This is a genomic window from Pedobacter yonginensis, from assembly GCF_003173595.1.
GTDB classification, from domain to species: Bacteria; Bacteroidota; Bacteroidia; order Sphingobacteriales; family Sphingobacteriaceae; genus Pedobacter; species Pedobacter yonginense.
On sequence record NZ_QGNZ01000002.1, the window covers coordinates 590,325 to 616,792 of the forward strand.

The following is a 26,468-nucleotide window of genomic DNA, read 5'->3' on the forward strand; positions in this document are numbered from 1 at the left end:
GTAAATGTACAAAAAGAGATAAAGATTAAAAACAGCTTGGGCGAGCAGCAGGTAATTAAAGCGTTACTGGGTTAAGGGGATTTAGGAAAGTTTTAGAGCCTATTGCCTTTTGTATCGGCCAATGCTTTTTGAATGGTAAATTCGATATAGGTCCGATCGCGTTTTACCAAACGCATCAAATCTTCAATAAGCTGATCTTCTTTACCTGGCGCAAAATCTAAAGGTTCATTAGCTAGATCGCGATATTTCCTTAAGAATTTCGTTTTTACTTTAAATGCAGTTTCTGCGGTAAGTTGAAAATTAGCCATAGCAAAATTATTTAGGGCAAAAGTAAAAAATATTTATGGCAGGTTTATGGCTTTTTAATGGATATGATAAAAAAACATCAATAATGCTATGATTTTAGCATGATAATTGTGTTAAAAGTGCGTTATAAAACCCAAATAACTATTCTTACCAAAAAATTAAACTTTAAACACAATGAAAAGACTTATCTTCTCACTTGCTTTCCTAACCCTTGGTTGGGCAACAACACAAGCGCAAACCTTTAACATTGGCTTAAAGGCAGGCGTTAACCTTGCAAAAATTAATGCTGATTTTGCCAGCGAAGAGAATCGACTAGGCTACCAGATTGGTGCTTGGGCCCGTATTGGTGGTGCAGGTTTCTATGTACAACCTGAAGCTTATATTGGCAGTAAGGGAAATAAATTTATCAGCTTTACCAATAACAGCAATACAGAAGTTGCAGCTGAAGGTAAAGTGAAGTTTACCACCCTTGATATTCCTGTTTTATTCGGAACAAAATTTGGTTCTAATAACTTAAATTTCCGCCTAATGGCCGGCCCTGTTATTTCTTTTATTTTAGATGACAGTTCTACCTTTAGTTCTGCCTATGCACAAGCAACAGACTTTAATAACTACAAAAATCAAGCTTTAGGTATTCAGGCTGGTGCTGGTGTAGATATTAGCCGTATTTCTGTTGATTTACGCTATGAGGCGGGTTTATCAAACATTAGTAAAAGCGATAAGTACAAACAAACGCCTAACTTATTTCAATTGAGTTTGGGCTTTAAGATTTTGTAATTTCACTTAAGATTTAATCTTGAAACAAATCGGGGCGATTTTTTAAAGAAATCACCCCGATTTGTTTTACCTATTTGGTGTATTGTCAATAAAAGGTCGATTAACAGCCGTCCCTGTATATGGCAATGTTATGTCGCCTCTTAAACTAAAGGAATATGTGTTGGATTTTGTAACACTTACGGCAGTTCTAACCACAATATTGGCTGTAGTATTTGGGTATCTCAAAATCAAATCATACACTCCTTGTTGAACTTTAACAAATGGAGAAGCGCTTTTGTAAGCAATATTTGTAGCAACCGGTGTTTCCACATTTGTGGTGGTATTTTTCAAAATCAAATCAAAAGCATTCGCGTTGTATGATGTATGTACAAGTCGAACGTAAGCACCCGATGTATCAACGGCAGGAAGAACATCATCTACAGCGAAAATATCGGTTTTTTTTGTTGTAGTATTATATATACCAGATAAATAGATGGAATAGTTTTTACCATCATCAACTTGCTTTGTTAGGTTGGCTATACTCAAGTTTGCATCTGTGGTTAAGGTGCTTGGACGTTGAGCTGCAAAATCATAGCTTCCTGAAGCAATCACCGTGTAAGCGTTAGTAGAGGGATAAACAGTTGAAAATGCAATTCCTGTTGTTGAACTTTCTGCTCCGGTAGTTGAAGAAGCTGCTGAAACTTTGGTTCCATTGGCGTAAAAATTAATTACTGGAGCGTTTAAGGCAAAGTTAAAATACTTAATCTGCGCACCTGAAATTGGTCTTGCTATATTTTGAACTGCATTTTTTTTGCAAGAAAAAATTGTGATAGATAGTAATACTACCGTTAGTATGATATATTTTGTTTTCATAATAAGCTTATTGAGGGGTTGTGATCCACATTTCTTTAGTTTGGTAGTCAGTTGCTAAGCCACCAATTGCATCTAAGCCAGCTCTGTTCCACACATATTCGGAATTAAATCTAGGACGCATCCTCTGAACTACTTTATTTTGGTTATCAGGGAAAAGCGAAGTAGGGATAGCAAACCCAATAAATACCTGATTACCTGTAATCGGATCTTTATCCGTGTAATGATATCTTCTTAAATCAGTCCATTGTTCTAAATGCCCCCAAGCCCATTGAGCAATATACTTCTGACACATGATTTGTGAAAGTGTTAGGGTATTAGGATCAGTAGGAGTTACACTAGCAGAAGCTAAATATGTTGCTTTCTCAGTTGCACTGATTTGCGTTGGACTTTGTCCATCATCAGTATTTCTAAGGTTCACAAAATCAAAGTGAGCTGATACTGCATTTTTATAGGCTGCCAATGCTGTTGCTTTGTCTCCCTTTTTATATGCCGCCTCTGCTTTAATAAATTGCAACTGTGCATAGGTGATAATCGGAAACTTATTTTTACGTGCAAATAAGTATCTAGCGGGCGTTGTAGCTGAAGCATTAGCCGCTGCTTGTGATGCATATCCCCAAAGATTTAAAGGTTGCTGGGTGGTTGTTAATGCTGCCGTTCCGAATGTAGGTTCTAATCCCCTGTATAATCCATCAGGCGATGGCGCCAGCATTCTGCTCAATCTTGGGTCAACTGCACCAGTGAAAACTGTCCCATCCATTAAAGACAATATGAATTTAGACTGCCTTAATGTTCCAATGTTATTTCTAGTAGCGGATAGGAAGTTGGCATCATCATTCGCTGTACCAGCATATTGAATAAGTGCATCTTCTGCATTGCTGGCAAATGATGCATCAACTGCTGCAATAACTTGATCGGCTTTATATTGAGAAGGTTTATTTGAATAATGATTTAAAACCATAGCTTTAAAACCATATGCAAACTTAATCCATAATGCTCTCTTGCCTCTATAAATGATATCAGTTTTAGCTAAATAGGCTTCATTAACGGCTCCATCAGTACGGTTTAAATTTGCAATAGCGGCATCTATTAACCTTAGTGTTTCTTGATAAGCATACTCTTGACTATCATAATTAAAGGTTAGCTTACTTGCATCAATTGCTTCTTTTACAATTATTTCGCCATTTGCATCTGTTGCAGTATTCCAACCCCATGCTTTCAAAATTTGTGCAACTCCAAGCAAATCCCAGCGTTGCTGACTTTCGGCTTTCTGAGTCATGTCAACCAGATTTTGACCAAAATCATAATAGGTTGTTCTCCAAATCTGTCCACCTTGATCTGGAGCGGTACCACCTTGATTATGGCCATGACGCTCCCAAAGATCTTGTGATGCAGTTGAGGCCCAGTTTTGTGTATATCTTGCGATATAAATTCCATCGAATTGTGGGGCCGTAGCCATCCAGTGAAGCATTGGCGATAAATATAAATTTGCCTCTACAGTTTGAGGCGCATTAGGATTGGTATTTACATCCAAAAACTTTTTACAACTACTAGTACTCATTATAGCACCAAATAGTAATGCGATATATAATTTTTTCATTTCCTTCTTATTATTATAATCCAATTCTTACTCCAAAGTTTAAACCGATCGGTATTGGGAAGTTACCATAGTCTATTCCAGAAGCCCCAGAACCACCTACAGCAGCTGTATTACCGTTTACAACTGGATCTAAACCAGAATAGTTGGTAATCAAAAACAAATCTGTTCCTGTAACAAAAACACTTGCACTTTTAACAAAATTTTGTTTTCTGAAAACACTTTGTGGCAATTTATATTGCAAAGTAACATCCTTTAACCTTATCCAGTTTATGTCTTTCTCAATGAATAATTCCTCACTTAAATTGGTATAGTATGTATTTTGATAAAACGGTGTTACTGATATGTTATTTACTGTAGGATTGGCTGAGTTTTCTTTACCATCTTGAAGTACTCCTGTTACAATTCTCGGAGTCAAGCGATCAAGTGTCATTGTGCTTAAACCTCTTGCTGTTAAGAAACTTTGAGTGGCATTAAGTACATCCCCGCCTTTTCGAATGTCCAATAGAAACGATAAGGAGAAATTTTTATAAGCAAAACTGTTCGTAATACCAATTGAAAAATCAGGTTGCCTATCATACCCTTCTCCCTGACCTTGAATAACTACACTAGATCTAACTGGCAAACCAGAGGCTGGATTAATCAAAATATCACCATTAGTATTTCTCAAATAGAAAGTTCCTGTTAATGACCTTGTTGAATAACCTGGCGTTGTTCCGTTTCTTATCGTTCCATAAATATTGGTATCGGAAACGTAAGTCTCTGGCAGTGAATTAGGCAAGGTTAGGACTCTTGCTCTTGCACTTTCAAAATTCACCAATGCGTTCCAAGTAAAGTTATTGGTTTTAATTGGCGTACCTCTTAATGTTATCTCAAGGCCTTCACTCCTCGTACTTGCGCCATTTAAATTAAACAAAACATATCCTGTTGCATAGCTTCCTCGGATATCATTAACAATCTGATCTGAAGTTTCTTTACGATAAACAGTAACATCCAATCCCAATCTATCTTTAAAGAATGCCAACTCAGTTCCTAGTTCATAAGAACTTGCAAACTCTGGCCTCAAGGCTAAGTTAGGGCCTGTAAAACCATAACCGAAGCCACCGCCCACTGTAGATTTGCTTTCTAATGACGGCACGTAACTGTATGGCCTTGCATCCTTACCCACATTTGCAAAAGCAGCTCTTAACTTACCTGAAGTAAATATTTTACTTAAACTCTCTTTGAAAGCTGGTACTTCTGTAAACACAAAGCTTCCTGAAACGGATGGATAAAAGAATGAATTTGCACCAATTGGGATGGTTGATGTCCAGTCATTCCTTCCTGTAGCGGTAATGTATAAGTAATCTTTATAGTTTAAGGTAGCTCGACCGAACAAACTGAAAAGCCTTCTTTGTGAAATTGAAGATTTTGCGTTTCTTAAAGTCGTAGTAGTGTTATTTATTGAAACAAAGTTAGGATCTAAGAAACCTTCACCGTATTGTGCGTCAATATTTGATCTTAGATCTTGAATAGCATTACCTAATGTTGCATCAATTGATAGATCGGATGTTATTTTTTGCTTAGTTAAATTAAGCAAGTTCTGAATGTTAACATTTCTCGTATTATCATTTGCAACATCCATAATTCCTTGTTTGTTGAAACCTCTAGAACTTTCAGGATGACTTAATAAAAGGTTTTTATTAGAATAAACATCAAAACCAACATTCGATTTCAAGTTTAACCATTTAACTGGGGTAATTGTAAAACCGAAGTTTGATGTGATTCTATTTTGAATGGAGTTGATTTTATTTTTGTTTACGTTGAAATATGGATTCTCAATTTCAGAAGTCAAATCGGTAGCAGTAGTAAATCGCCTTCTTGTACCTGCCGGTGTTAAATAATTTTTCGCATCATCCTCTTGTGGCCAAAGTAGTAAGCCAATTAATGGCCCACCAGATCCTTTAAAAGGTTGATTATTCACGGCATAAGTGTATGTCATTGATAAGTCAACCTTCAACCATTCATTAAGCTTCCCATTTGTTGATCCATTTAACGTAAAGCGATCATAATTCGAATTTGGAACAACACCATTTTGTTCTGTATATGACGTTGATATTCTATAACTCATATCCTGACTTCCGCCATCTAGTGAGAGGTTATGTTTTTGAGTCAAAGCGGTTTGAAAGAAACCATCAATGTTATCATAAAGAACAGTACCTGGTGCATAAGCCGGGCCGAAATATTGTAATGTTCCAGATGCCGGAATACCACCCGCACCTAATCCAAAAACATTTTGAATTTCAGGTTTTGTATTTGTTTTCTCTAAACGAAAACTGTTGCTATAGTTAATAGAACCTTTTCCAGATTTTCCTCTTTTCGTGGTAATTACAATTGCACCATTGGCAGCGTCTATACCATAAAGAGCAGCTGCTTCTGGGCCTTTTAAAACCACTAAACTCTCAATATCTTCCGGATTAATATCCGCAGCCCTATTGGTAAAGTCTACTCCTCTATTAGAAAATGCTGTAGTAGAGCTGTTGTCAGAATAAAAGGCGCTTGTGTTAAGGGTCTTATTATCAATAGGCAACCCATCAACTACAAAAAGAGGTTGGTTGCTACCACTAATAGAACTAACACCTCTTATCGTTATAGATGTAGAGGCACCTGGGATACCCGATGTGCTTGTCACCTCCACCCCTGCAATTCGGCCCTGCATAGCATTTATGAAATTTTCACGCTGTGTATTCGCCAAATCTTGTCCTTTCACTTCTTGTTGGGATGTACCTAGAGATTTTTTTGAAACCTTTTGCCCCAAAGCTGTGACCACAACTTCATTTAATGAATTTGTATTCTGCTCTAAAAAAACGTTGAGAGATGTATTATTTCCGACGCTTTTTTCTTGTACAGCGTAGCCTACATAAGTAAAAGTTAGTACATCGGTTTTTAATGCCTTGATGGAATAGTTTCCATCTCCATTGGTTTGTGCAACCACGGTAGTTCCCTTTACTCGAATGGAAACACCAGGTATAGGCCCGTCACTCGACGAAACCTTACCGGTAACGGTTATTTGTTGGGCAAAGGCTTGAGCCAGCAACAAAAACGTACCAAGAAAAATTAATAGTAGCTTTTTTTTCATAAAATGCCAATAATGATGATTAAATATTTGTTTAGTTGTTAGTTGATTACATCTTCTTTTAAAACACGCACAATAACGCATTTTTCAGAATATTTAGCTAATATCATAAATGTTTTTGAATTAAAAAACAAATAAACAAGATTAATCTAACTTAGTATCAAAACATTAATGCACAAAAACGCAAAAACACGCAAAATTTAGAAAATCGGGAAAACTTTTATACATTCGCTTAAACCAAACAAAATTATGCTCAAGAAGGAACGCCATGATTTTATCATGCGCCAAATTAACTTACATAATCGAGTGCTTACTTCCGATTTAGTTCAATTACTCAACGTATCTGAAGATACCATCCGTAGAGATTTGCAGGAATTGGTTGATGAGGGACATCTTTTTAAGGTTCACGGGGGTGCGCTTTCGAAATCTTATCACAGCTCCTTTGATGACAGTACCGTTTATGCAAGAGATAAAAAAATCGTGATTGCAAAAAAGGCTACGGAGCTGATTAAGGACGGAATGGTAGTGCTTATTGGCGGGGGAACCACCATTTTAGAGTTTACCAAACAGCTTCCACAAGGCTTATCAGCCACATTTTTTACCATTAGCCCGTTGGTTGCGGTAGAACTGGCCAAATATAACAATGTTGAAGTGGTTTTAATTGGGGGCTTATTTTCAAAAAATTCTCAGGTTACCTATGGTGGGCATGTAATTTCTCAGTTATCAGAAATTAAAGCTGATTTGTGCTTAATGGGAACCAGTGCACTTCATCCAGAAGGGGGACTAACCGATACCGATTGGGAAATCAATCAACTTAAAAAAGCCATGCTTGCCTGCTCAAAAAAATCGGCAGTTTTATGCATTTCAGAAAAACTAAACATTACACTAAGGCTTAAGGTTTGCCCAATTGAAAGCATTAGTTACCTTGTAACAGAGCTGGATAAGGAGCACGAGTCTTTATCCAACTATCAAAAAAAAGATGTAAATATTTTATAAACAAAAGGCTCGAATAAATCGAGCCTTTTGTTTTGCTTTGCTAAAAAGTTGGATCAGCGGGGGTATTTGGATTGTTATCCCTTTCTTGGAAAGGATATGGGAAAAAGTTTCTTTTTCTATCGGTTAAGGGCTGGTTGAACCTTCTCATATCTTCAATTTTTAAACCAGAAGCATATAGTTCAATTGATCTGTGTTTGTAAATCAGATCAAGCAGTTGTTGCTGTGTGTAAGGACCTATTAATGCTGGAAGAGCTGCCGCAACGCCGAACAAATCGGAGGTTTTGGTAACTACCTTATTCAATTCAATAAGCGAATTGGTTAAATCTGGCTGTCTTGCATAGGCTTCTGCTTTAATTAAAGTCATTTCCCCTGGTAAATAAATTGGAAAAGGCGATGCTGTAGCCGCAGCGAAACCATTCATGCGCAAGGTTGCCGGACTACCTACTAACACCGTGTAAAATGGAATTCTTTTATCACCTGCATCGGGCACATTAGCTCCAGTAAGTCCTAAATTAGCATTCAATGGTTGAAAAACGTTATTCGAAGATATAATTGTGAATAAGATGTTTGGCGAAGTGGCATCAAATTTAAAGAAGGATGACTTTGTTAAGTCAACCGCGTTTGCTTCGCTTAATGCCAAAGGGTAATTTCCACTAAACAACGCATATCTGGCTTTCAGTGCATGAAGCGTATTTACAATATTAATATCGGTTGGCACATTGGTGGCAAACCCTGCCGAGATTGGATTGGCAGCTACAACAGATAGCGCATTGTCCAACACCGATATGGCTTTTGCAAACCCAGCTGCACGGGTTATAAAACCAACGTTCTTACCTGTTCCATCAGGAATTTTTTCCCAATACTGAGACATATTTCCAATAGCTAAGGCTTTAAAAATACTCGAATAGGCGATTAATCCGGAGGCGTAACCTTTATCCCCCAAATTATTTGCATTCGTAATGACCAAATCTGCATCGTAAACAATTTTGTTTGCGCTTGTCCACAAATTAAATAAGATGGTGTTTGTTCCGTCAACAGAACTTCCACCAGTACTTAACTGTAACTCTGGGATGTTACCTGCATTTAATAGAGCAAGCTCATTGGTTACAAAGCCATTTGCCGCAATTGAATTAAACATCACACCTGTTCTGGTTAATGTATAAACCCTTTGTAAGCCGATGGCTACTGCCGTTAACCCTTGTTGAGTGGTTAAAGCCACATCTGTCTTCGCTCTTGCTGGATCTTGATATTCTTTTGTACATGATGAAGAAAACAGGATGCATGAAAGGGCAACACAGGTTAAATATTTTGAAGTATTATTTCTTAAACTTTTCATAAAATTTCCTTTAACGATTAAAATTTAACTTGTAAACCTAAACTAAAGGTTCTTGGAATTGGAACGGAACCGAAATCGATATTTCTTAAGATGGTAGATTGACCGCCTGAGTTTAGTTCTGGATCGTAGCCTTTGTAATTATCCCACGATATTAGATTTCTTCCACTCAAGGTAACGGTTAAATCTCTTAAATACTTAACCTTTCCGATGTTATAGCTTAAAGAAACTTCTCTAAGTTTCACAAAAGAGCCATCATCAATCCTCCATTCTTCAGTTGCATAAACACCCGCAACATAACCTCTTGGCACCTGCCCTAAATCTTCTGCCTCGGCTACTTTTCCATTACCAACACCTTGGCGGGTTCTCCAATCTGCGTTCCAAACATCTCCACCCTGAACGGCATCTAGCTGAATGTGTAGATTAAATTTTTTATAGCTAAAATCATTAACGAAAGATGCGGTATAATCTGGATTTGGGTTTCCTAAAACCTTACGAAGCGTTGTACCCGTTGGCAAGCCTGTTACAGGATCGCGTTGTGGCGTAAAGGTTGTTGTAGAGTTTTGAATTCCTTTTTCCAATTGTGGAATTCCAGCGGCATTGGTTAGCAAACTTCCGTCTGGATTACGCGCAAAGAATGTTCCATAAAAAACACCAATGGCCTGTCCATCAATAATGGCTACCGGCGCACCAGGATTGGTACTGAACAATCTTAATCCACCAACATTTATGGCTTCATTTCTATTTCTATTAAAAACAACGGTCGTATTCCAGCTAAAATCTTTTGCCTTTAATGGTGTGCCACCTACCACCAACTCAATTCCTTTATTTCTTAAAGAGCCGATGTTATCCAAAAAGCTAGAGAAGCCTGTTGATGGCGCTGTAACACTGGCAATTAGTAAATCGCTAACTTTTTTATTGTACCAGTTAAATTGTAACGACAATCTGTTTTTGAAGAAGGATAAATCTGTACCTAACTCCAATTCGCGTTGGCGCTCTGGCTTAACGTTTTCATTGGCTAAAGTTGCGCTAGAGAATAAGGAAGCTCTGCCCAAAAACGATTGGGTAGAATAAGCATTTATACGATCATAAGCACCAATTCCCGTTAAGTTGCCAGATTCGCCATAGGCAGCTCTGATTTTAAAAGTATCCCACCAAGATGAAACACCAAAATCTTTCCAATAATCGGCAGATGACAATACATAACTCGCATTTCCTTTGAAATAGGTTTGGGTTCTGTTATCGGCTCCGAATACGGTAGATTGATCTACCCTCACTGCCCCTGTTAAAAAGAAATGCTCTTTGTATTTAAAGGTTTGTTGTAAATAACCCCCAGTTACAGATAGTTGGGTTCTACCATCAACACTTGGCAATTGTGTAGCTGCCGCGTTAACCGTTTGGATTAAGGGGGCGAGCCCCCTACCATTAACCAATTGATACTTAGTTTGTTCGTACTGAAACGAATAGCCCAACTGCGTAGTGGAAGAAATTAAATCAGAAATTTTAGCTTGATAAGTTGCGTTAATTTCGTTGTTAAACTGGAAAGCATTGTTGCTTGCCGCACTGGCGTAACCATTTAGCGTGCCATCCAAAGCGGCGCCACCACCAAAAAAATCTGGGTTTACATTATAGGCAAAAGGCGGAATATAAGTTGAGCCATTTGAACCAGAATTATCGGCACCGATTAAAAAGTTTAAGGTAACGTTCTTAACTGGGTACAGCTTTAAATTGGCACTTGCAATTATTCGATTGGTTTCTTGGCGTTGCTTAATATCTTCTATCACAGATACTGGATTAACCCTTCCGCGCTCGCCAACGGCAAGCAAGTTACCATTGGCATCTCTTGCAAAAATATCATGGAAATTACCAATAATCGTAACCGAATTCATTGGGGAGAAAAAGGAGTTTCCATCAGGCTTTTCATTTGCCGCACTTCTTATGTAATTCATTCCTACACTTAAAGCAGCCCAGTCAGTAATCTTTTGATCTACATTAGCCCTTAAGTTATATCTGGTGAAATCTGTATTTTTAATGATTCCTTGATTGGTAAAATAACTTGCTGATGTATAGAATTTTGTATTGTCTGTACCACCGCTAACAGAAACTGTGTTGTCTGTGCCATAACCGGTTTGAAAAATATAATCTTGATAGTTATATCTGGTTACAGGGGTAGTATTTGTTAATGCAGGAGTTAAAATATCTTGAGTTTGTGTATTTACCGACCCCCCGAATTTGATTGGTGCCTGATTGACTTCAACCTGTTTACGAAGCTCGCTGATCGTTAAACTCGTATTGAAACTAACTTGTGCTTTGCCACTCACTCCTCGCTTAGTAAAAATCTGTATCACACCAGAATTTGCCCTTGAACCATAAATAGCCGCGGCCGCCGCGCCATTCAACACCTCAATTCGATCGATATCAGCTGGGTTAATATCCACCATTCTATTCTGGCCAATGCTTCCAACAAAGTTACCCCCATCATAGTTGGATGAGGTGTTGGTAACCCTTGTAGTAGAATTATTTACTATTACACCATCAATAATATAAAGCGGTTCTGATGATGAATTTACAGAACTAATGCCTCTTAGTCTTACTGACATCCCCCCTGCTGGGTCTCCAGAGTTCTGACTAATTTGTGCGCCTGCTGTTTTACCCTGCAACGATGAGAGTACATTGCCACTAGGCGCTTTATTTAAGTCGTCGCCCTTCACGGTACTTACATAACTTCCCAATTCCTTTCGGGTGGTTCCGGCCGATGTACCAGTTACAATCACCTCATCCAGGCCTACTGCATCACCACCTAAAGCAGCATTTAGTTGAACAGATACATTATCACCTAATGTAATGGATTGGGAAGAGGCTTTATATCCAACAAAAGAAAATTGAAGTTGGTATTTGCCGGGTGCCAAATCTACTGTGAAGGAATAGGTGCCGTTGCCACTCGTGCTGGTGGCTAATGTTGTATTTAATATCTTAACAACCACCCCCGGAATTGGATCGTTATTTGAAGCATCGGTTACTTTTCCGTTAATGGTATAACGCTTGCTCTGAGCTTGTGCCATTTCTGTACATAAGAGCAACAGCAATGGCATCATCAAAACTGCTAGAAATTTTGATGACCATTTTAGGTAACTTTTTTCCATAAAATTTAGTTTTGTTTGTATTGATTAGGATTTTAACAAATTTAACAAAATCCCTTGCAAACAAAATTTTTTATTCGGGCAAGCTTATTTTTCCCATACAAACAGAAGGCACACCCTGCCTACCACCAAAGTTTATTGGGCTTCCACACAAAGTTTCATTGGCGAGTACAGCAAATAACACCGCTTCTTTTGCGTCAGGATTAATATTTAAATCGTCAGTGGTAGCAAAGGTAGATTGGGGTAGCAGTTTTTGTAACAGTTTAACCAATAGTGGGTTGTGCATCCCTCCACCACTCATAAACACTTGTGCTTTCGCTTCATTTCCAAAACATTTTTTAATCGCATCGCTAATGGTTATGGCAGAAAAATGGCAAAGGGTAGCCATTATGTCTTCCGGTTTTAAGTGCTGTGTTGATGAACTATTTTGTGCCTCAGTCAAATAATCTAAGTTGAATAATTCTGGTCCTGTTGTTTTAGGGAAATCAAAATCGAAGAAATCACCAGCTAGCAACGCATATAAGAGCTCTTGATTGGGCACCCCCGAAAGCGCCACAGCAGCATTTTTATCGTAAAACTGGTTGTAATGCTTTTGCATGTATTGATCCATTAAAGTATTTCCAGGGCCAACATCCGTAGAAAAGATTTCACTCGCATTTAAGTTTCCGGGTAAGTAAGTAAAGTTGGCAATACCTCCAATATTTAACATTACGCGGTCTTCGTTCGCTTTAGAAAACATCAAATAATCGCCATATACGGCAAGTGGAGCACCCTCACCACCAGCTGCTAAATGCTTCTGCCTGAAATCAGATAATGTGATGATACCCGTTTTTACGGCTAGGTGGTCACCATCTCCAATTTGTAATGTGCCGTTAGGGTAATCTTGCATTTTATGCAATGATTTTGGCGCATGAAAAATGGTTTGCCCGTGGCTGGCAATAAAATCAATACGCTTACTTTCATAACCCCAGTCCGCCAAAGCTTGGTTAATTAAATCGGCATGGGTGTTGGCAACAAGTTCATTCATTAGGCAAACCAATTGCAAATCGACTTGTTTTTTTGAGAAAATTGCCTTGATTTTGGCTCTGAAATCGTCGGTAAAATCAGTCGTCTTAAATGCCAAAACCTCAATGTCAGTTTCCGCACCATTACCCCGAACGCGACAAAGTGCAATGTCCAATCCATCCATAGAGGTTCCACTCATTAAGCCGATAATTAATCGTTCAGCTTTATTCGCTCTGTTGTATAGTTCTTTTATTTGGCTGTTCATGAGGTTATTATTTTAAAAACGATCCAGGGTTTGTTTATCACTTTAAGCTGTATTTATAGAAATAGTTGGAATAAAAGTATGTAACCTTTGTTAGAAATTGAGCATAACTCTCTATATTTACTGCTCCGTACATTAAAATCCCTACAAAGAAAAAATGGCTAGATTAAATCTACTGGAGGAGACACGCTTCGAGAAATTACACGTAAGTGTGTTCGAAAATCCAAAAATTGCTTCTATTAATGTGGCACATCGCATTGCGAATCTCATTAAAACAAAGCAAGCAAACAATGCACCTGCAGTACTGGGCTTAGCAACAGGTGTTACCCCAATTGCCGTTTACGCCGAACTGGTGAGACTGCATAAGGAGGAGGGCTTAAGTTTTAACAACGTAATTACTTTCAATTTGGATGAGTATTATCCAATGCAGCCAACCGCAGCGCAGAGTTACGTTACCTTTATGAACGAAAATCTTTTCGATCATATCGACATTAAAAAAGAGAATATCCACATTCCTGACGGAACACTTCCACTGGAGGACATTCCGGCATTCTGTTTGGATTACGAAAAAAAAATCGGCGATCTTGGCGGATTGGACATCCAGATTCTCGGCATTGGTCGTACTGGTCACATCGGTTTTAACGAGCCGGGCTCTGCACCAAACTCTGGAACCCGTCTGGTTACCCTAGATGACCTAACCCGTAGAGATGCGGCAAGAGATTTCGGAGGAAAAACCTTCGTTCCAACCAAAGCCATTACCATGGGTATTGGCACAATTTTCAAAGCGAGGGAAATTATTTTGATGGCTTGGAGCCGTAAAAAAGCTTCAATTATTAAAAAGGCTGTTGAAGGTGAAATCTCTGGCGATGTTCCTGCTACTTACCTTCAGCTTTCAGATCATGTTGAGTTTATCTTAGATACGCCAGCAGCATCAGAACTGACTCGATTTAACACTCCTTGGTTGGTTAAAGATTGTGTGTGGACAGATACTCTAATTCGCAAAGCCGTAATTTGGTTAGCAAACACTTTAAAGAAACCTATTTTAAAGCTTACCGAAGATGATTACAACAACAACGGTATGGCACAATTGGCAACTGAAAAGGGCCCAGTTTACAACATTAACATCCATATTTTCAATAAATTACAACATACCATTACAGGTTGGCCAGGCGGAAAACCAAATGCGGATGATTCTCAGCGACCAGAAAGAGCTGAACCAGCAAAAAAACGTGTCATTATTTTTTCTCCGCACCCTGATGATGACGTAATCTCTATGGGTGGTACATTTATTCGTTTGGTTGATCAGAAACATGATGTTCATGTGGCTTATCAAACTTCGGGCAATACTGCGGTTTGGGATGATGATGCACTACGCTTTGTAGAATTCAATGTAGATTTTACAGAAAAAATGGGCATGGATAATTCGCACTTAAAGGATTTGTATAATAAAATGCGAACCTTTATTGAGCAGAAGAGACCAAACCAAGTAGATACGCCAGAAATTCAAACGGTTAAAGGTTTAATTAGAAAAGGAGAAGCCATTGCTGGTGCACGTTATTGTGGATTAGATGACGATCACATTCATTTCCAAGCACTACCTTTTTACGAGAGCGGAAAGAATCAGAAAAATCCGGTAACGGATGAAGATATAGAGCTTACCATTGATTTGCTTCAGAAAGTTAAGCCTCAGCAAGTTTTTGCCGCCGGCGATTTTGAAGATCCGCATGGAACACACATCGTTTGCTTTAACATTATTCTTGAAGCACTTAAACGTTTGCGTAAAACGGAAAGCTGGGCACAAGATTGCTGGTTGTGGATGTACCGCGGCGCATGGCACGAGTTTGAAACACACGAAATCGAAATGGCCGTTCCAATTAGTCCACAAGAATTAGAACGCAAAAAATATGCAATCTTTAAGCACCAAAGCCAAAAAGACCGAGCCGTTTTCCCTGGTGATGATGCTAGAGAATTTTGGCAACGTGCAGAGGATCGTAATCGCGATACGGCTAAAGCTTATGATGAGTTAGGTTTGGCCGAATATGAAGCCATGGAAGCGTTTGTACGCTGGAAATTTTAAATAAGATCATCTTGCGAAGTTTGGAAAGCCTAAGGGCATAAAAAGACTTCGCAAGATTTTTTTTTGAATATTGCGCGCCAGCGCAATTAATCGCTGCCCTTTTGGTTCGTCACCAAGAGTAGAAAATCCATCAAATGCTTTTGGTCCGTCTAAACTTGATGGTTTGCGCCCTAGGTATGATATTGCTGTTTTCTTTTCAGTGTCCAGCTAATTCAATAGGTTGTTTGATCAATTTAGCAATTATACTTTAATAATGATGTTTCGCTTATACATAATCCAAAGAAGCACATAGAAACCCAAAACATAGGTAATTGCCCAAACCAATGATGCATTTATGGGCGAGAAAAAAGGTTGATAACAGGTATCATAAAAATGAACCAATAAAGGCGTTTTAGTTCCATCAGGTTGAGTAATTTTAATCATATTCAATACTCGTGGCATCAATCCCGCAAGGAAAAAAACAGTAATGGCGTTTACACCATAAACAACAAAAGGCGTAGTAAATTTTTTATAGCCCTGCACATCAATAAGCCAATAACACAATGCCAAGGCAATAGATGCTAGTCCGCCAGCATATAAAACATAGGAGCTTGTCCATAATGCTTTGTTGATTGGAAACTGCAAATCCCACAACAAGCCTGCAACAACCGATAAAATACCCACCGTAAACAACCAAGATACTTTGCTTGCATTGTCTATATCTTTCCTGCGCATCCAGATGCCAACTAAAACCCCAAATAAGCAGGTGCCAACGGCTGGCAATGTGCTCAATACCCCCTCAGGATCCCAAGTTTTGGAAGATGCCCACGTGTGTGCTTCAGTTAATACACCGCGATCAATCCATGCGGCTAAATTGGTTTCCTTTTCTAAATTGGGATAGCCAACGCCTGGTACGGGAACAAACGACATTAAAGCCCAATATACCGCTAGGATAACAATTAAAGTTTTGAAGATGGTTTTCTCTGATGCTTTCAGAAAAACAATACTGCTGATGATGAACACAATTCCAATTCTCTGCAAAACGCCAAGCAACCTTACGGTTTCAAAAGCCTCCCAAATGGATCTGTGATCGATTATTGCATTTATGATTTTAGAAAATATGGCTAAGAAAAAGCCTAAAAAGTAAAGTGTTAAGCCTCTCTTGATGGCTTTGAAAATTGTTTTGCTATGTGTTGATGGATTGGCTTTGCTGCTGCTCATGGCAAAGGCTATGGAAACACCCACAATCCATAAAAAAAAAGGAAAAATTAAATCGGTGGGTGTACAACCGTTCCATTCTGCATGTTCTAAAGGGGCATAAATATGTCCCCAACTTCCGGGGTTGTTTACTAAAATCATGGCGGCTACAGTTAAGCCTCTAAAGAAATCTAGAGAAAGCAAGCGTTGTTTTGGTTCGGTCATGATTTTTATTCGGGGTTGAGAAACCTAATTTAAAGGTTTGTTTTTATAATTAGAAATAAAATACTGAAACGATAATTAAAGCGTCAGTTGGATTCTTCAAGCATCACTCAAGTGGCGATGAAAATATTTTTTTGCTGGTATTTTGAAAATTGAGCAACTATATAGCCATGTTTCGTTTATGCCAACCTTTTACGCAACCATTTGCGAACAGGTTCGTCATACCATTTTAAGGTAAGATAGGCCAAAACAATTGCGCCGATTAAAATGAGCAGGGCGTAAGGCCATGCCTCAAAAATTGTTAGCCCTTTATGATTGCTGATCCAGGCAACATAGAAATATACCAACGGATAATGTACCAGATAGAGTGGGTAAGATATATCGCCGAGAAATTTGCATAGCCTTTGCTCGGCTTGAGTTTTAATAATGCCACTCGCCCCAAGATAAACGATTAATGGAAAAACGATGATGATGCATACAGATTCGTAAAGCCCATTCATCCAAAGGTGTTCTGCACCGCCTATTCGTGGCATATAAAGTACAACCGCAATCAAAAGACTACACCACAAAAAAGCGTTTTTAATTTTGGTGGGCTTGGCCATGCGAGATAGTAACAAGCCAGCAAAAAACGGATACATGGTACGGGTTAAGCCTATGCGTACCTGCTCCACATTGAGTGTCCAACCTCCACTAACATCGCCATTTGTAATTGCCAACTGCGCAAGGGCAATCCCTGCAATCACCACTAGAATACCCAATGCTACTTTGGAAAACTTCCGAACCCAAACTGCATAAAGAATATTGGCAATGTATTCGAAAAATAAGGACCAACCGACACTATTTAATGGATGCATTTCCTGCCATCCACGAATATCGAGACTTAGCGGCACTGGAAGTATGGTATAGCCGATCAGCATCACCAATAGCATTTTCCAAATCGGTATGGTGTGAATGAGTGGCCATATTGTCGAATCTGTATAGTAGAACCCAATAGCACCTAAGGTCAGGCCGAGTACCACCATCGGTTGAAGACGCTGGATACGGCGCTTGAAAAAATTGCCAATTGTCATTTTTGGCCAACGATCGTCGTAGGCATAGCCCATCACAAAACCAGAAAGCAAAAAGAAAAAATCAACGGCCAGGTAACCGTGGTTAACTAAAATATCTAAATGCCCAGTGCCTAACGTTTCAGTAAGGTGAAAGGTTACCACAATTATGGCTGCAACGCCCCGAAGACCATCTAAAATGGGGTAATGCGGTTTAGTTACAAGGGCATTGGTTTGGTCAGTTTTCATTTAGGCTATAAAACCGCAATTTGTCGAAAAATGAGTAATATTCTCTTTTCCGACGAATTTTTTACAATATAGGCCGTCAATCATTTTAACGATGGAGCAGATGCAAATCCAATTTAAAAGAGCGAATTACTCTTTAGAAACCGGAACTTCTACACCAACAGGCCCACTTGGTTCGCTTTCGTTTTTCAGCCGATCTAAAGCAGTTACCAAATAACTGTATCTCTTGCCATTCTCAACACTGGTGTCGATAAAGGAAACATAATCTTCAAAACTGATTTTTAGGATGTTTTTTGGATCTAAGGTTGAGATTTTTTCACCTTCGTTAAACCTATAAACCACAAAGCCAGATGCGGTTTCCCCATCTTTGGCTTTTGCAGGAAGTTGCCATTTTAAATGCACCCCATCTTTTAGGGCATCAGCAGCTAAAGCTTGCGGCTGGTTCGGTGCAACTTCATCCAACCAAGGCATTTGCGGAGGCAGTGCAGGATATTTATATAAATCTGTTTTTAGCGAATCTCCTGTGGCGCGGGCTACTGTACTTAACGATTTTGACGAAAAGAAAACGCTGCCCTGGATGCGATTATTTTCTCGCAAATATCTAATCTGATTGGGAATTTCTGATGGATTTTTCCAGGCCATTTCAGCCCTCGAATTAACCAAATAAGCGCCCTGACCGATATATACATGTCGCCCGTAACTGTTGTTGCTCCACCAATCTACTAAAGTGGCGTATGGTGCAACTTTTCTGCTAAAAGTAAAGTAAACTTGTGGATTGATGTAATCTACCCAACCCTCTTTAACCCATTTACGACTATCGGCATACAATTCTGCATAGTTAGATAGGCCACTACTTGCCGATCCTTCAGGATCTTCATATTTATTTCGCCAAATGCCGAAGGGGCTTATTCCAAACTTAACGAATTTTTTATAGTGGTGAATGCTGTCATCCAATTCCTTAATCAATAAATCTACGTTGTTTCGTCGCCAATCTTTAATGTCAGAAAAGTTGTTTGGGTTTTTATAAAACGTGTCGCCATCATTAATTTTTTGTCCTTCTATCGGGTAAGGATAGAAATAATCATCGAAATGCACGCCGTCTATATCGTATTCTTTAACAACATCTAAAATTACCTGAACAATGTATGCCCTAACTTCAGGAATGCCCGGATCGAATTGTTTTTTGCCGCCATAATTAAAAAACCATTCTGGATGTTTCCTTGTAATATGATCTGCACTAAAAACGGTATTTGCACTCATGCTTGCGCGATAAGGATTAAACCAAGCATGCAACTCCATCCCTCTAAAATGGGCTTCTTTAATTGCAAAGGCTAAAGGATCGTATCCGGGCGCTGGCGCTAAACCCTGCTTGCCCATTAGCCATTGGCTCCAAGGTTCTCTAGATTTGGTATAAAAAGCATCGGCAGCTGGCCTAACTTGTAAAATTACAGCATTCATACCCTGGCTCTTATGCCTTTCTAGTATGCCGATTAACTCTTGTTTTTGTTGATCAATGCTTAATCCTGGCCTTGAGGGCCAATCGATATTGGTTACAGTGGCCACCCAAACGCCCCTGAACTCTCTTTTTGGTGCAATTTTTGATAATGCTTGAGCATTTAATATGAAAGGTATCACGATTAAAAATAAAAGTGCGTTTAGAAAGTTTTTAAGCATTATTTCTGTTGTGTTTTTTTTTCAGGATGTATGTGTGTGTTCATTTTAATACAGAGCGAACGTTAGCAAGTAAACGATTTTTTTTAAAAAGTCATATAAGTTTATTTAAAAATTTTAATTTGCACGCCTATTTAGAATTAATTGTGTAAAACCATTTACCTATGGAGATCCAAAATTATATTAATTTGAGAAGATACAGCATTATTAAAAATGGAACCACAAAACGTTAGTAAAGGCGATAGGAACAAAATTTACTTTTTAGTTATTGTTATTGTAGCCTTAATTGGCACTAACGCATTCTTATTTTTTAAAGACCGACAGCAGAGCCAAAGGTTTGTTACGGTGAGTACCGAAAAGGATAAGTTGCGCCTAGAGGTAGAAAAAATAGAAGTCGAACTGGATAAAGTTAATGCCTTGAATCTGGATTTGGGCGAGAAATTAGAATCTGAACAAAAACTCGCTAGAGAGAAAATTGCCGAACTCAAAACTGCATTAGAAAAAGGGCAAATTACGCAAGGAGAATTAGATAAAGCCTACACACAAATTAGCGAGCTTAAGGTATTTGTTAAGAATTATAACGATCAAATCCTACAGCTACAGCGCGATAATTTATTTTTAAAAAATAGCCGAGATAGTTTAGAAAGCACTCTAAAAAATCTAAGCGGAAGGGCTTCAAACCTCGAAAACGAAAATTCTAACCTTAATGCTAAAGTTAAAACCGCAGCAGCATTAAAACTTCAAAATGCAGAAATTGTTGCTTTTAGAACCAAATCAAATGGTAAGAAAATTGAAGTTACTAAATCTTCAGGGACAGAAAAGTTAAGCGTTCGCTTTAGTATTGTGCCTAATGAACTTGCAGAAAAAGGCCACCACAACATTTATTTAAGGGTTTTTGATCCGGCAGGCAATCTTCTTGCCGATGAAAGTAACCGTTTTGAAGCCGATGGGCAGGAAATGCAATTCAGCCATTCTATTTTTATCAATTACAATAACGACGATAGTACCTATGTAATCGATTGGGCAAATCCAAATCCCTTCATCAAAGGCATTTATACCGTAATTTTATATGCTGACGGAAATACATTGGGCAAAGCGCAAATAGATTTAAAATAATCTGAGTTCAGGAAAACAGATTATCTTTCAAAACTGTGCGTTTTCAGCTGGTTAAGCTAGTGGAAAAGTTAAATAAAATATTGTTCCCACCCCTGTTACCGAAGTAAAGCTAATCGTTCCACCGGCGTTTTCTGTTGCTTGTTTTACAAATGCCAAGCCTAAACCCGTACCCGATGTTTTGGTGGTAAAATTTGGAACAAATATCTTATCGTGCAGCATTGCAGGAATCCCCTTTCCATTATCTTTTATTTCGATGTAAACAAAATCTTTGTCGTTGTACAAAGTTGTCGTTATACAGCATTTACTATCCGAATCTATGGCTTCAATTGCGTTTTTAAATAGATTATTGAAGGTGCGCAACAGCTGATCGCTATCTGCAAGGATATGCAGGGTAAAGGTTGCCTTGTATAAAATGTTAATCTCTACATTTTCTGTACTTTTAAAAACTTCGCGGGCACGCTCTACAATCGGCAAAATTTCCAAACGCTCTAAACGGGTATCGGGCATCTTGGCGAAATTAGAAAACTCAGAAGCAATTTTTGATAAGCTATCTATCTGCTCGATAAAGGATTTGCTAAATTTATTAAACTTGACTTCAAAATTCGGGTCTTTCTCTTTCCAAGATTTTTCCAGCAACTGAACCCCCAATTTTAATGGCGTTAAGGGGTTTTTAATCTCATGTGCCACCTGCTTAGCCATTTCCCGCCATGCACTCTCACGCTCGGAACGGGCAAGCTTCAGTGCACTATCCTCTAAGGCCGCAATCATGCTATTATACTCTTTGATTAAAGAACCGATCTCATCATGCCTCCGCCACACGATAGGTTCGTTGCGCTGACCAATTTTTGTTTTACTGATGCTTTCTTGAATGAAAGTTAAAGGGTTGGTAATTTGATTGGCTAAAAACACGGCCAATACGCCAATCGCCACAAAAACAAGAGCATAAATATTAATTAGATTACTCACAAACAAAGCAATCTTATCACTATATTCTTCCTCGTTTGAATAATTTGGCAAACTAATGTATGCAATCGTTTTATTCTGGGCATTCCGTATGGGGGCATAAGCGGCGGCGTAAGTTAAGGCCCCAATTTTCTCTTCCGAGTTGATAAACTCCGAACGGTGTAAATCGTGCAGGTAAATGTATGCCATAGGCCCCATTTTCGTTCCGATAACTTTAGAAGTAAACAACTTCGGATAGGTTGTCATCATCAAATCTCCATTTGTATCATATAGATTCAAATCGGCGTTGTTTATATCGGCAAAGTTGTTAAAATCAGCTGCAGAATTTTCATCATTTGAAATCATTCCATTGTTAAAAACCTGTTTTTCAAAGTTTTGCTGCACCTTTCTGATTTTATCTTTAATGATAATATCTTGTTGACTTCTATATTCATTATTCATATAATAATAGGTGGTATAGCCCACAATAAGTAAGGTGGCCACAACCGATAGCACAATGGATAATTGAATTCGTGTTTTATAGAGGATTTTGTTGGCATTAATCATTAACGATCGGTTAATGCTAAACCAGCCCACGCGGTCATCATCTAAATTTTTAATCAGCCAAACCAATCCATATAGCAATAGGGAGAATACAATAAATACGATAAAGAAAAATGAAAGTGCTGCTAAGCGCTCTACATAGCCCACTTTTTCTTTGCTGATAACCACCATCTTACTGTCTGATGGTTTATAAATCAAATGGCTATAGTGTAGCGCATCATCACTACTGTTTACAAAATCATCCTTAACTCCCTTGAAAACACTGCCATTTAAGGGGTATGTATAATTACCCGACTGGTTAAGGAGTTTATTGTTGCTGTACAGGGCAATTGAGTAACCCTTAAAATCATCATTCTTGATTAATTTTTGATCGCCCAATAAATCAGGTAAACGATTGTTGTAGTTGTAAGGTTTCGATCGTAGCTCAACAATCAAGGTTCCCTGCAAGCTGTTTTTATTAAACACGGGGATGATCCCAAAATAATCTTGATAACCGAAAGTATTATTTACCTGATAGAAATAGTTTGATCCATCTATTTTAACCGATCCCGCCTCAACCAAATTCTTATACTTGTCAATGGGTTGGGTATTGGCTTTATTGATCGATTTTTCGAATTTGTTGTAGGCATATATTTGATAATCAAATCGGGTTAAGTATCCATCCAGATAGTTTTTGACATGGTTTTTAAGTACCCCGTATTTACCGCTATCACTTTCAGTAAAAAATTTCACCAAAAAATTATCTGTAAGAAGTTGGTTTTCCAAACCGCTTAAGGCAATTATCGCACTCGGATCATCAGATGATTGAACTTTTCTGGCTAATGGCTCGCGCAAGCTACGCTCGGTAATATCTTTGTATTTAATATATTTTATGGATGTATTAAATGCTAAACAGAAAAAAACAATGGCAAATAAGCCTATAGAGAAACGGATTTCTTTTACATAAGCACTTCTTACAACGACGAAAAAAACAAGAGCAAACACAATAAAAAAGGCAGTAAAATCTGTGCTTAGTTTATAGATAAAAACAGCTATAAATCCGGTTAAGAATATGGTTAAGCGTTCAGAATTGCTTACGTTTAATTGCTTAGTAACACAGGTAGAAATGATGGTTACCAGATAAATTTGAAACCAAACCAAACATAAAATTACAATACTTACCCAGCTCGTTCCGCCCAGTTTTAGGATGTTTACGATATCAAAATTGATTTTTGAGTTGTAAATTAAACCAAAAAACACTTCATCAGCCAATAGCGCAATCCACCCAATAAACACCATCAGCAAGATGTGAATAGCGATACCTACAAACTTGTTTTGTTTAATCCACTCGCCAAACTTATATTGCTCTTTATGGTTATAAACAAACAGTAACACCCAGGTTATGGCAATTACGTTCATTAAAAAATCTCCCAAAGAGGGCATTAGAAAACTTTCAGCATAAATTACAGGGTCGAACAAATCGACTGCAAAACGATGGTTAAACCAGCCATAGGTTAAATCTGTTAGCCTAAAGATTAAAAAGAAAGCCACAAACAAGAGTGTAGCGAGCATAATATGCCCCTTTCTTGCAATTAACGATACAAGCGAATTAAAAAACATACAGATGCAGAGCAAACCCGCCACAAATAGCCATAACTGTGTAGGCGAATAATACTGATCGGTATAACCCGACTTAATCTTCAACCCGAAAAGAAATTTATTATCCAGGCTTTTGATTGTATATACATCCTTATCTGTAAATGAGGCGGATGTGAGCATTTTCGAGTTCGAAAGCAGCGGATTTAGATCGTTTTTAAAATACTGATTTTCTTTTATAGCATATTGATTTTGAATGGCGATCAAGAAAATTAAGTCGAAATTTCCATGTGTTTTCTTAATCGTTTCGTACCAGCCATTGGATAGGAAAAGAACCGACGTACCTTCTTTGATGGAGGTAGGATCTACGTCAGAGATGTTAAATGTACTCCAGAATTTGAGCTTATTATTTTGAAAGGTAAGGAGGTTGATCCCATTATTTTTACGATAAACCTTTAAAAAATCTAATGCCTCTTGCGGATTTAAATGATAGTTTTCTGCCTTTAAAACCTGTTCTTTATCGGCTAAAAAATTTTCTACAATTCTTTCCTTACTGGATAGATTTTCTTGGAGCTGCTGAGCATCGCGCTCTAGCAATTCATTGTTTGAGGTAAATCGGCTTAATGAAATTGAGGTTGCAATAAGGCAACAACCCAAAACAAGCAGTAGAAATCTTATTTTTACACCAAAGCTCAATTTCATCGATTTTGATAAAGATATTAATTATTGACCAATAAAAAGGGTGTTCTATTGGTACAACTCGTCATCCCAACAAAGTCAGCTGCTCAAAACTGTGCTTAGCTTAAGAGATACTGAAAATCAGTAAAACGAGTGTCTTTTAGAACACCCTTCAAAATTTTTTAGGCTACTGCTGCGCTGCTCGTTTGCACCTCTCGACTAACCTTCTTCACCAAACCTTGTAACACATTACCTGGGCCAACCTCTACAAATTCTGTTGCACCGCCTGCCAGCATGTTTTCAACGGTTTGTGTCCAGCGTACAGCCCCAGTTAGTTGTTTGATTAAATTCTCTTTAATTTCTGTCGGATCGGTATAAGGTTTCGCATCAACGTTTTGATAAACAGGGCAAATTGGTGCAGAAATATTGGTATGCTCAATGGCTTCCTGCAATTCAATTTTAGCTGGCTCCATCAATGGTGAGTGAAAAGCGCCACCTACATTAAGTTTCAACGCCCTTTTTGCGCCTGCTTCGGTCAGCTTGGCACAGGCTAAATCAATGCCTTCTATACTGCCAGAAATAACCAATTGCCCAGGACAATTGTAGTTAGCTGGTACTACCACGGCATCAATTTCCGAACATATTTTTTCGACCACATCATCCGCCAAGCCTAAAATGGCTGCCATGGTAGATGGTTGTGCCTCGCAAGCTTTTTGCATGGCATTTGCACGCGCAATCACCAATTTTAAGCCATCTTCAAAACTTAAGGCATTTGCAGAAACTAATGCGGAAAACTCGCCTAACGAGTGCCCTGCAACCATTTCTGGTTTAAAACCTTCGCCCAAAACCTTTGCTAAAATAACCGAGTGTAAAAATATTGCTGGTTGCGTTACATTGGTTTGCTTCAATTCTTCATCTGTTCCGCCGAACATAATATCACTAATGCGGAAACCGATAATTTCATTCGCTTTTTCAAATAAATCTTTAGCTAATGGATGCTCATACAAATCTTTACCCATGCCTACGAATTGCGCCCCCTGTCCGGGAAAAATAAATGCCTTCATTGTAATTTAGTTTTAAGGGTAACCAAAATCATGCACCTTGATGCAGAATTTCAATCCCTAGATATTCTATTCAATATTAATCTAAACTTGCAGTAATTAACCTTAAAAATTCTGCTCTTGTTTTATCGTTACTTAAAAAAGTACCTGTAAATGCAGATGTTGTAGTTACCGAATTTTGTTTTTGAACGCCACGCATGGCCATACATAAATGCCTGCACTCCATAACCACTGCTACACCCATTGGGTTTAAGGTATTTTGGATACAATCTCTAATTTCGTTTGTTAACCGTTCTTGTACCTGTAATCTCCGTGCAAAGGCATCAACAACGCGTGGGATTTTGCTTAAGCCAACAATATGGCCGTTTGGAATGTAAGCAATGTGCGCTTTGCCGAAAAATGGCAACATGTGGTGTTCGCACATAGAATAAACCTCAATATCTTTAACTACAACCATTTGGCTATAATCTTCTTCAAACATGGCCGATTTTAAAATCTCATCGGGCTTCAAATCGTAACCATGGGTTAAATATTGCAAGGCTTTGGCAACGCGTTCGGGTGTTTTTAATAATCCCTCGCGTTCCGGGTTTTCGCCCAATTGGCTAAGAATATCTTTATAATGGGTGGCTACTGCCTCAATTTTTGATTCGTTGTAACGGTCTATTTTTACATAGCCGTCTCTCGATTCTTCATTTAAATAGTCTTTTTCCATTT

At 38.4% G+C, this 26,468-nt stretch carries 17 protein-coding genes; 4 read left to right on the top strand and 13 right to left on the bottom strand.

Going from position 1 to position 26,468, the window contains the following annotated elements; translation table 11 throughout:
* Positions 1-92: 92 nt before the first annotated feature.
* A complete protein-coding gene (locus DHW03_RS09375) occupies positions 93-308 on the bottom strand; it encodes a hypothetical protein (RefSeq protein WP_109925480.1) in 216 nt (71 codons plus the stop codon).
* A gap of 172 nt (positions 309-480) precedes the next feature.
* Here DHW03_RS09375 and DHW03_RS09380 point away from each other — a divergent pair, with 172 nt between their 5' ends.
* Entirely contained in the window at positions 481-1,083 is a 603-nt protein-coding gene (locus tag DHW03_RS09380) for a porin family protein (RefSeq protein WP_109925481.1), read from the top strand.
* A gap of 66 nt (positions 1,084-1,149) precedes the next feature.
* Here DHW03_RS09380 and DHW03_RS09385 read toward each other — a convergent pair whose 3' ends face one another.
* Genes DHW03_RS09385 through DHW03_RS09395 form a run of 3 tightly spaced genes read right to left on the bottom strand, consistent with a single transcriptional unit; the run spans position 1,150 to position 6,647 of the window.
* Entirely contained in the window at positions 1,150-1,935 is a 786-nt protein-coding gene (locus tag DHW03_RS09385; protein ID WP_109925482.1) for a DUF4397 domain-containing protein, read from the bottom strand.
* Positions 1,936-1,942: 7 nt separating this feature from the next.
* Positions 1,943-3,532, bottom strand: a complete 1,590-nt coding sequence (locus tag DHW03_RS09390; protein ID WP_109925483.1) for a SusD/RagB family nutrient-binding outer membrane lipoprotein — start codon at positions 3,530-3,532, stop codon at positions 1,943-1,945.
* A gap of 13 nt (positions 3,533-3,545) precedes the next feature.
* A complete protein-coding gene (locus tag DHW03_RS09395) occupies positions 3,546-6,647 on the bottom strand; it encodes a SusC/RagA family TonB-linked outer membrane protein (RefSeq protein ID WP_109925484.1) in 3,102 nt (1,033 codons plus the stop codon).
* A gap of 246 nt (positions 6,648-6,893) precedes the next feature.
* Between DHW03_RS09395 and DHW03_RS09400 the strand changes: the two genes are divergently transcribed.
* On the top strand, positions 6,894-7,640 hold the full coding sequence (locus tag DHW03_RS09400; RefSeq protein ID WP_109925485.1) for a DeoR/GlpR family DNA-binding transcription regulator: 747 nt from the start codon (positions 6,894-6,896) through the stop codon (positions 7,638-7,640).
* A gap of 40 nt (positions 7,641-7,680) precedes the next feature.
* Here DHW03_RS09400 and DHW03_RS09405 read toward each other — a convergent pair whose 3' ends face one another.
* From DHW03_RS09405 to DHW03_RS09415, 3 genes are all read right to left on the bottom strand, one after another.
* Positions 7,681-8,976 (bottom strand): RagB/SusD family nutrient uptake outer membrane protein, encoded by a 1,296-nt coding sequence (locus DHW03_RS09405; protein ID WP_109925486.1) that lies wholly within the window; start codon positions 8,974-8,976, stop codon positions 7,681-7,683.
* Between the two features lie 17 nt (positions 8,977-8,993).
* Positions 8,994-12,116 carry a SusC/RagA family TonB-linked outer membrane protein gene (locus DHW03_RS09410; protein ID WP_109925487.1) on the bottom strand — a complete coding sequence of 1,041 codons (3,123 nt, stop codon included), beginning with the start codon at positions 12,114-12,116 and terminating at the stop codon, positions 8,994-8,996.
* 70 nt (positions 12,117-12,186) lie between these two features.
* Positions 12,187-13,383 carry an anhydro-N-acetylmuramic acid kinase gene (locus DHW03_RS09415; RefSeq protein WP_109925488.1) on the bottom strand — a complete coding sequence of 399 codons (1,197 nt, stop codon included), beginning with the start codon at positions 13,381-13,383 and terminating at the stop codon, positions 12,187-12,189.
* A gap of 154 nt (positions 13,384-13,537) precedes the next feature.
* Between DHW03_RS09415 and nagB the strand changes: the two genes are divergently transcribed.
* The gene (gene nagB, locus DHW03_RS09420) at positions 13,538-15,457 is read left to right on the top strand and encodes a glucosamine-6-phosphate deaminase (RefSeq protein WP_109925489.1); all 1,920 of its coding nucleotides are present in this window, start codon (positions 13,538-13,540) and stop codon (positions 15,455-15,457) included.
* Between the two features lie 240 nt (positions 15,458-15,697).
* Here nagB and DHW03_RS09425 read toward each other — a convergent pair whose 3' ends face one another.
* From DHW03_RS09425 to DHW03_RS09435, 3 genes are all read right to left on the bottom strand, one after another.
* Positions 15,698-16,858 (bottom strand): acyltransferase family protein, encoded by a 1,161-nt coding sequence (locus DHW03_RS09425; protein WP_109925490.1) that lies wholly within the window; start codon positions 16,856-16,858, stop codon positions 15,698-15,700.
* A gap of 176 nt (positions 16,859-17,034) precedes the next feature.
* A complete protein-coding gene (locus tag DHW03_RS09430) occupies positions 17,035-18,150 on the bottom strand; it encodes an acyltransferase family protein (protein WP_109925491.1) in 1,116 nt (371 codons plus the stop codon).
* 126 nt (positions 18,151-18,276) lie between these two features.
* The gene (locus DHW03_RS09435) at positions 18,277-19,821 is read right to left on the bottom strand and encodes a glycoside hydrolase family 10 protein (protein ID WP_109925492.1); all 1,545 of its coding nucleotides are present in this window, start codon (positions 19,819-19,821) and stop codon (positions 18,277-18,279) included.
* A 210-nt stretch (positions 19,822-20,031) separates the two neighbouring features.
* On the opposite strand from DHW03_RS09435, the gene DHW03_RS09440 reads away from it, so the two are divergent.
* Complete coding sequence (locus DHW03_RS09440; protein WP_109925493.1) at positions 20,032-20,934, top strand: hypothetical protein; 903 nt, start codon at positions 20,032-20,034, stop codon at positions 20,932-20,934.
* Positions 20,935-20,985: 51 nt separating this feature from the next.
* On the opposite strand, the gene DHW03_RS09445 is transcribed toward DHW03_RS09440, so the two are convergent.
* The 3 genes from DHW03_RS09445 to folE form a co-directional block, all read right to left on the bottom strand.
* Positions 20,986-24,717, bottom strand: coding sequence for a sensor histidine kinase (locus DHW03_RS09445; RefSeq protein WP_109925494.1), 3,732 nt, complete (start codon positions 24,715-24,717; stop codon positions 20,986-20,988).
* A gap of 158 nt (positions 24,718-24,875) precedes the next feature.
* Entirely contained in the window at positions 24,876-25,757 is an 882-nt protein-coding gene (gene fabD / locus DHW03_RS09450; protein ID WP_109925495.1) for an ACP S-malonyltransferase, read from the bottom strand.
* A gap of 76 nt (positions 25,758-25,833) precedes the next feature.
* Positions 25,834-26,466, bottom strand: a complete 633-nt coding sequence (gene folE, locus DHW03_RS09455) for a GTP cyclohydrolase I FolE (RefSeq protein WP_109925496.1) — start codon at positions 26,464-26,466, stop codon at positions 25,834-25,836.
* Between the last annotated feature and the right edge of the window lie 2 nt (positions 26,467-26,468).

Excerpts from the sequence above, each read along its gene's own strand:
- DHW03_RS09375 (WP_109925480.1), bottom strand. The coding sequence starts at position 308 with ATGGCTAATTTTCAACTTACCGCAGAAACTGCATTTAAAGTAAAAACG.
- DHW03_RS09380 (WP_109925481.1), top strand. The coding sequence starts at position 481 with ATGAAAAGACTTATCTTCTCACTTGCTTTCCTAACCCTTGGTTGGGCA.
- DHW03_RS09385 (WP_109925482.1), bottom strand. The coding sequence starts at position 1,935 with ATGAAAACAAAATATATCATACTAACGGTAGTATTACTATCTATCACA.
- DHW03_RS09390 (WP_109925483.1), bottom strand. The coding sequence starts at position 3,532 with ATGAAAAAATTATATATCGCATTACTATTTGGTGCTATAATGAGTACT.
- DHW03_RS09395 (WP_109925484.1), bottom strand. The coding sequence starts at position 6,647 with ATGAAAAAAAAGCTACTATTAATTTTTCTTGGTACGTTTTTGTTGCTG.
- DHW03_RS09400 (WP_109925485.1), top strand. The coding sequence starts at position 6,894 with ATGCTCAAGAAGGAACGCCATGATTTTATCATGCGCCAAATTAACTTA.
- DHW03_RS09405 (WP_109925486.1), bottom strand. The coding sequence starts at position 8,976 with ATGAAAAGTTTAAGAAATAATACTTCAAAATATTTAACCTGTGTTGCC.
- DHW03_RS09410 (WP_109925487.1), bottom strand. The coding sequence starts at position 12,116 with ATGGAAAAAAGTTACCTAAAATGGTCATCAAAATTTCTAGCAGTTTTG.
- DHW03_RS09415 (WP_109925488.1), bottom strand. The coding sequence starts at position 13,383 with ATGAACAGCCAAATAAAAGAACTATACAACAGAGCGAATAAAGCTGAA.
- nagB (WP_109925489.1), top strand. The coding sequence starts at position 13,538 with ATGGCTAGATTAAATCTACTGGAGGAGACACGCTTCGAGAAATTACAC.
- DHW03_RS09425 (WP_109925490.1), bottom strand. The coding sequence starts at position 16,858 with ATGACCGAACCAAAACAACGCTTGCTTTCTCTAGATTTCTTTAGAGGC.
- DHW03_RS09430 (WP_109925491.1), bottom strand. The coding sequence starts at position 18,150 with ATGAAAACTGACCAAACCAATGCCCTTGTAACTAAACCGCATTACCCC.
- DHW03_RS09435 (WP_109925492.1), bottom strand. The coding sequence starts at position 19,821 with ATGCTTAAAAACTTTCTAAACGCACTTTTATTTTTAATCGTGATACCT.
- DHW03_RS09440 (WP_109925493.1), top strand. The coding sequence starts at position 20,032 with ATGGAACCACAAAACGTTAGTAAAGGCGATAGGAACAAAATTTACTTT.
- DHW03_RS09445 (WP_109925494.1), bottom strand. The coding sequence starts at position 24,717 with ATGAAATTGAGCTTTGGTGTAAAAATAAGATTTCTACTGCTTGTTTTG.
- fabD (WP_109925495.1), bottom strand. The coding sequence starts at position 25,757 with ATGAAGGCATTTATTTTTCCCGGACAGGGGGCGCAATTCGTAGGCATG.
- folE (WP_109925496.1), bottom strand. The coding sequence starts at position 26,466 with ATGGAAAAAGACTATTTAAATGAAGAATCGAGAGACGGCTATGTAAAA.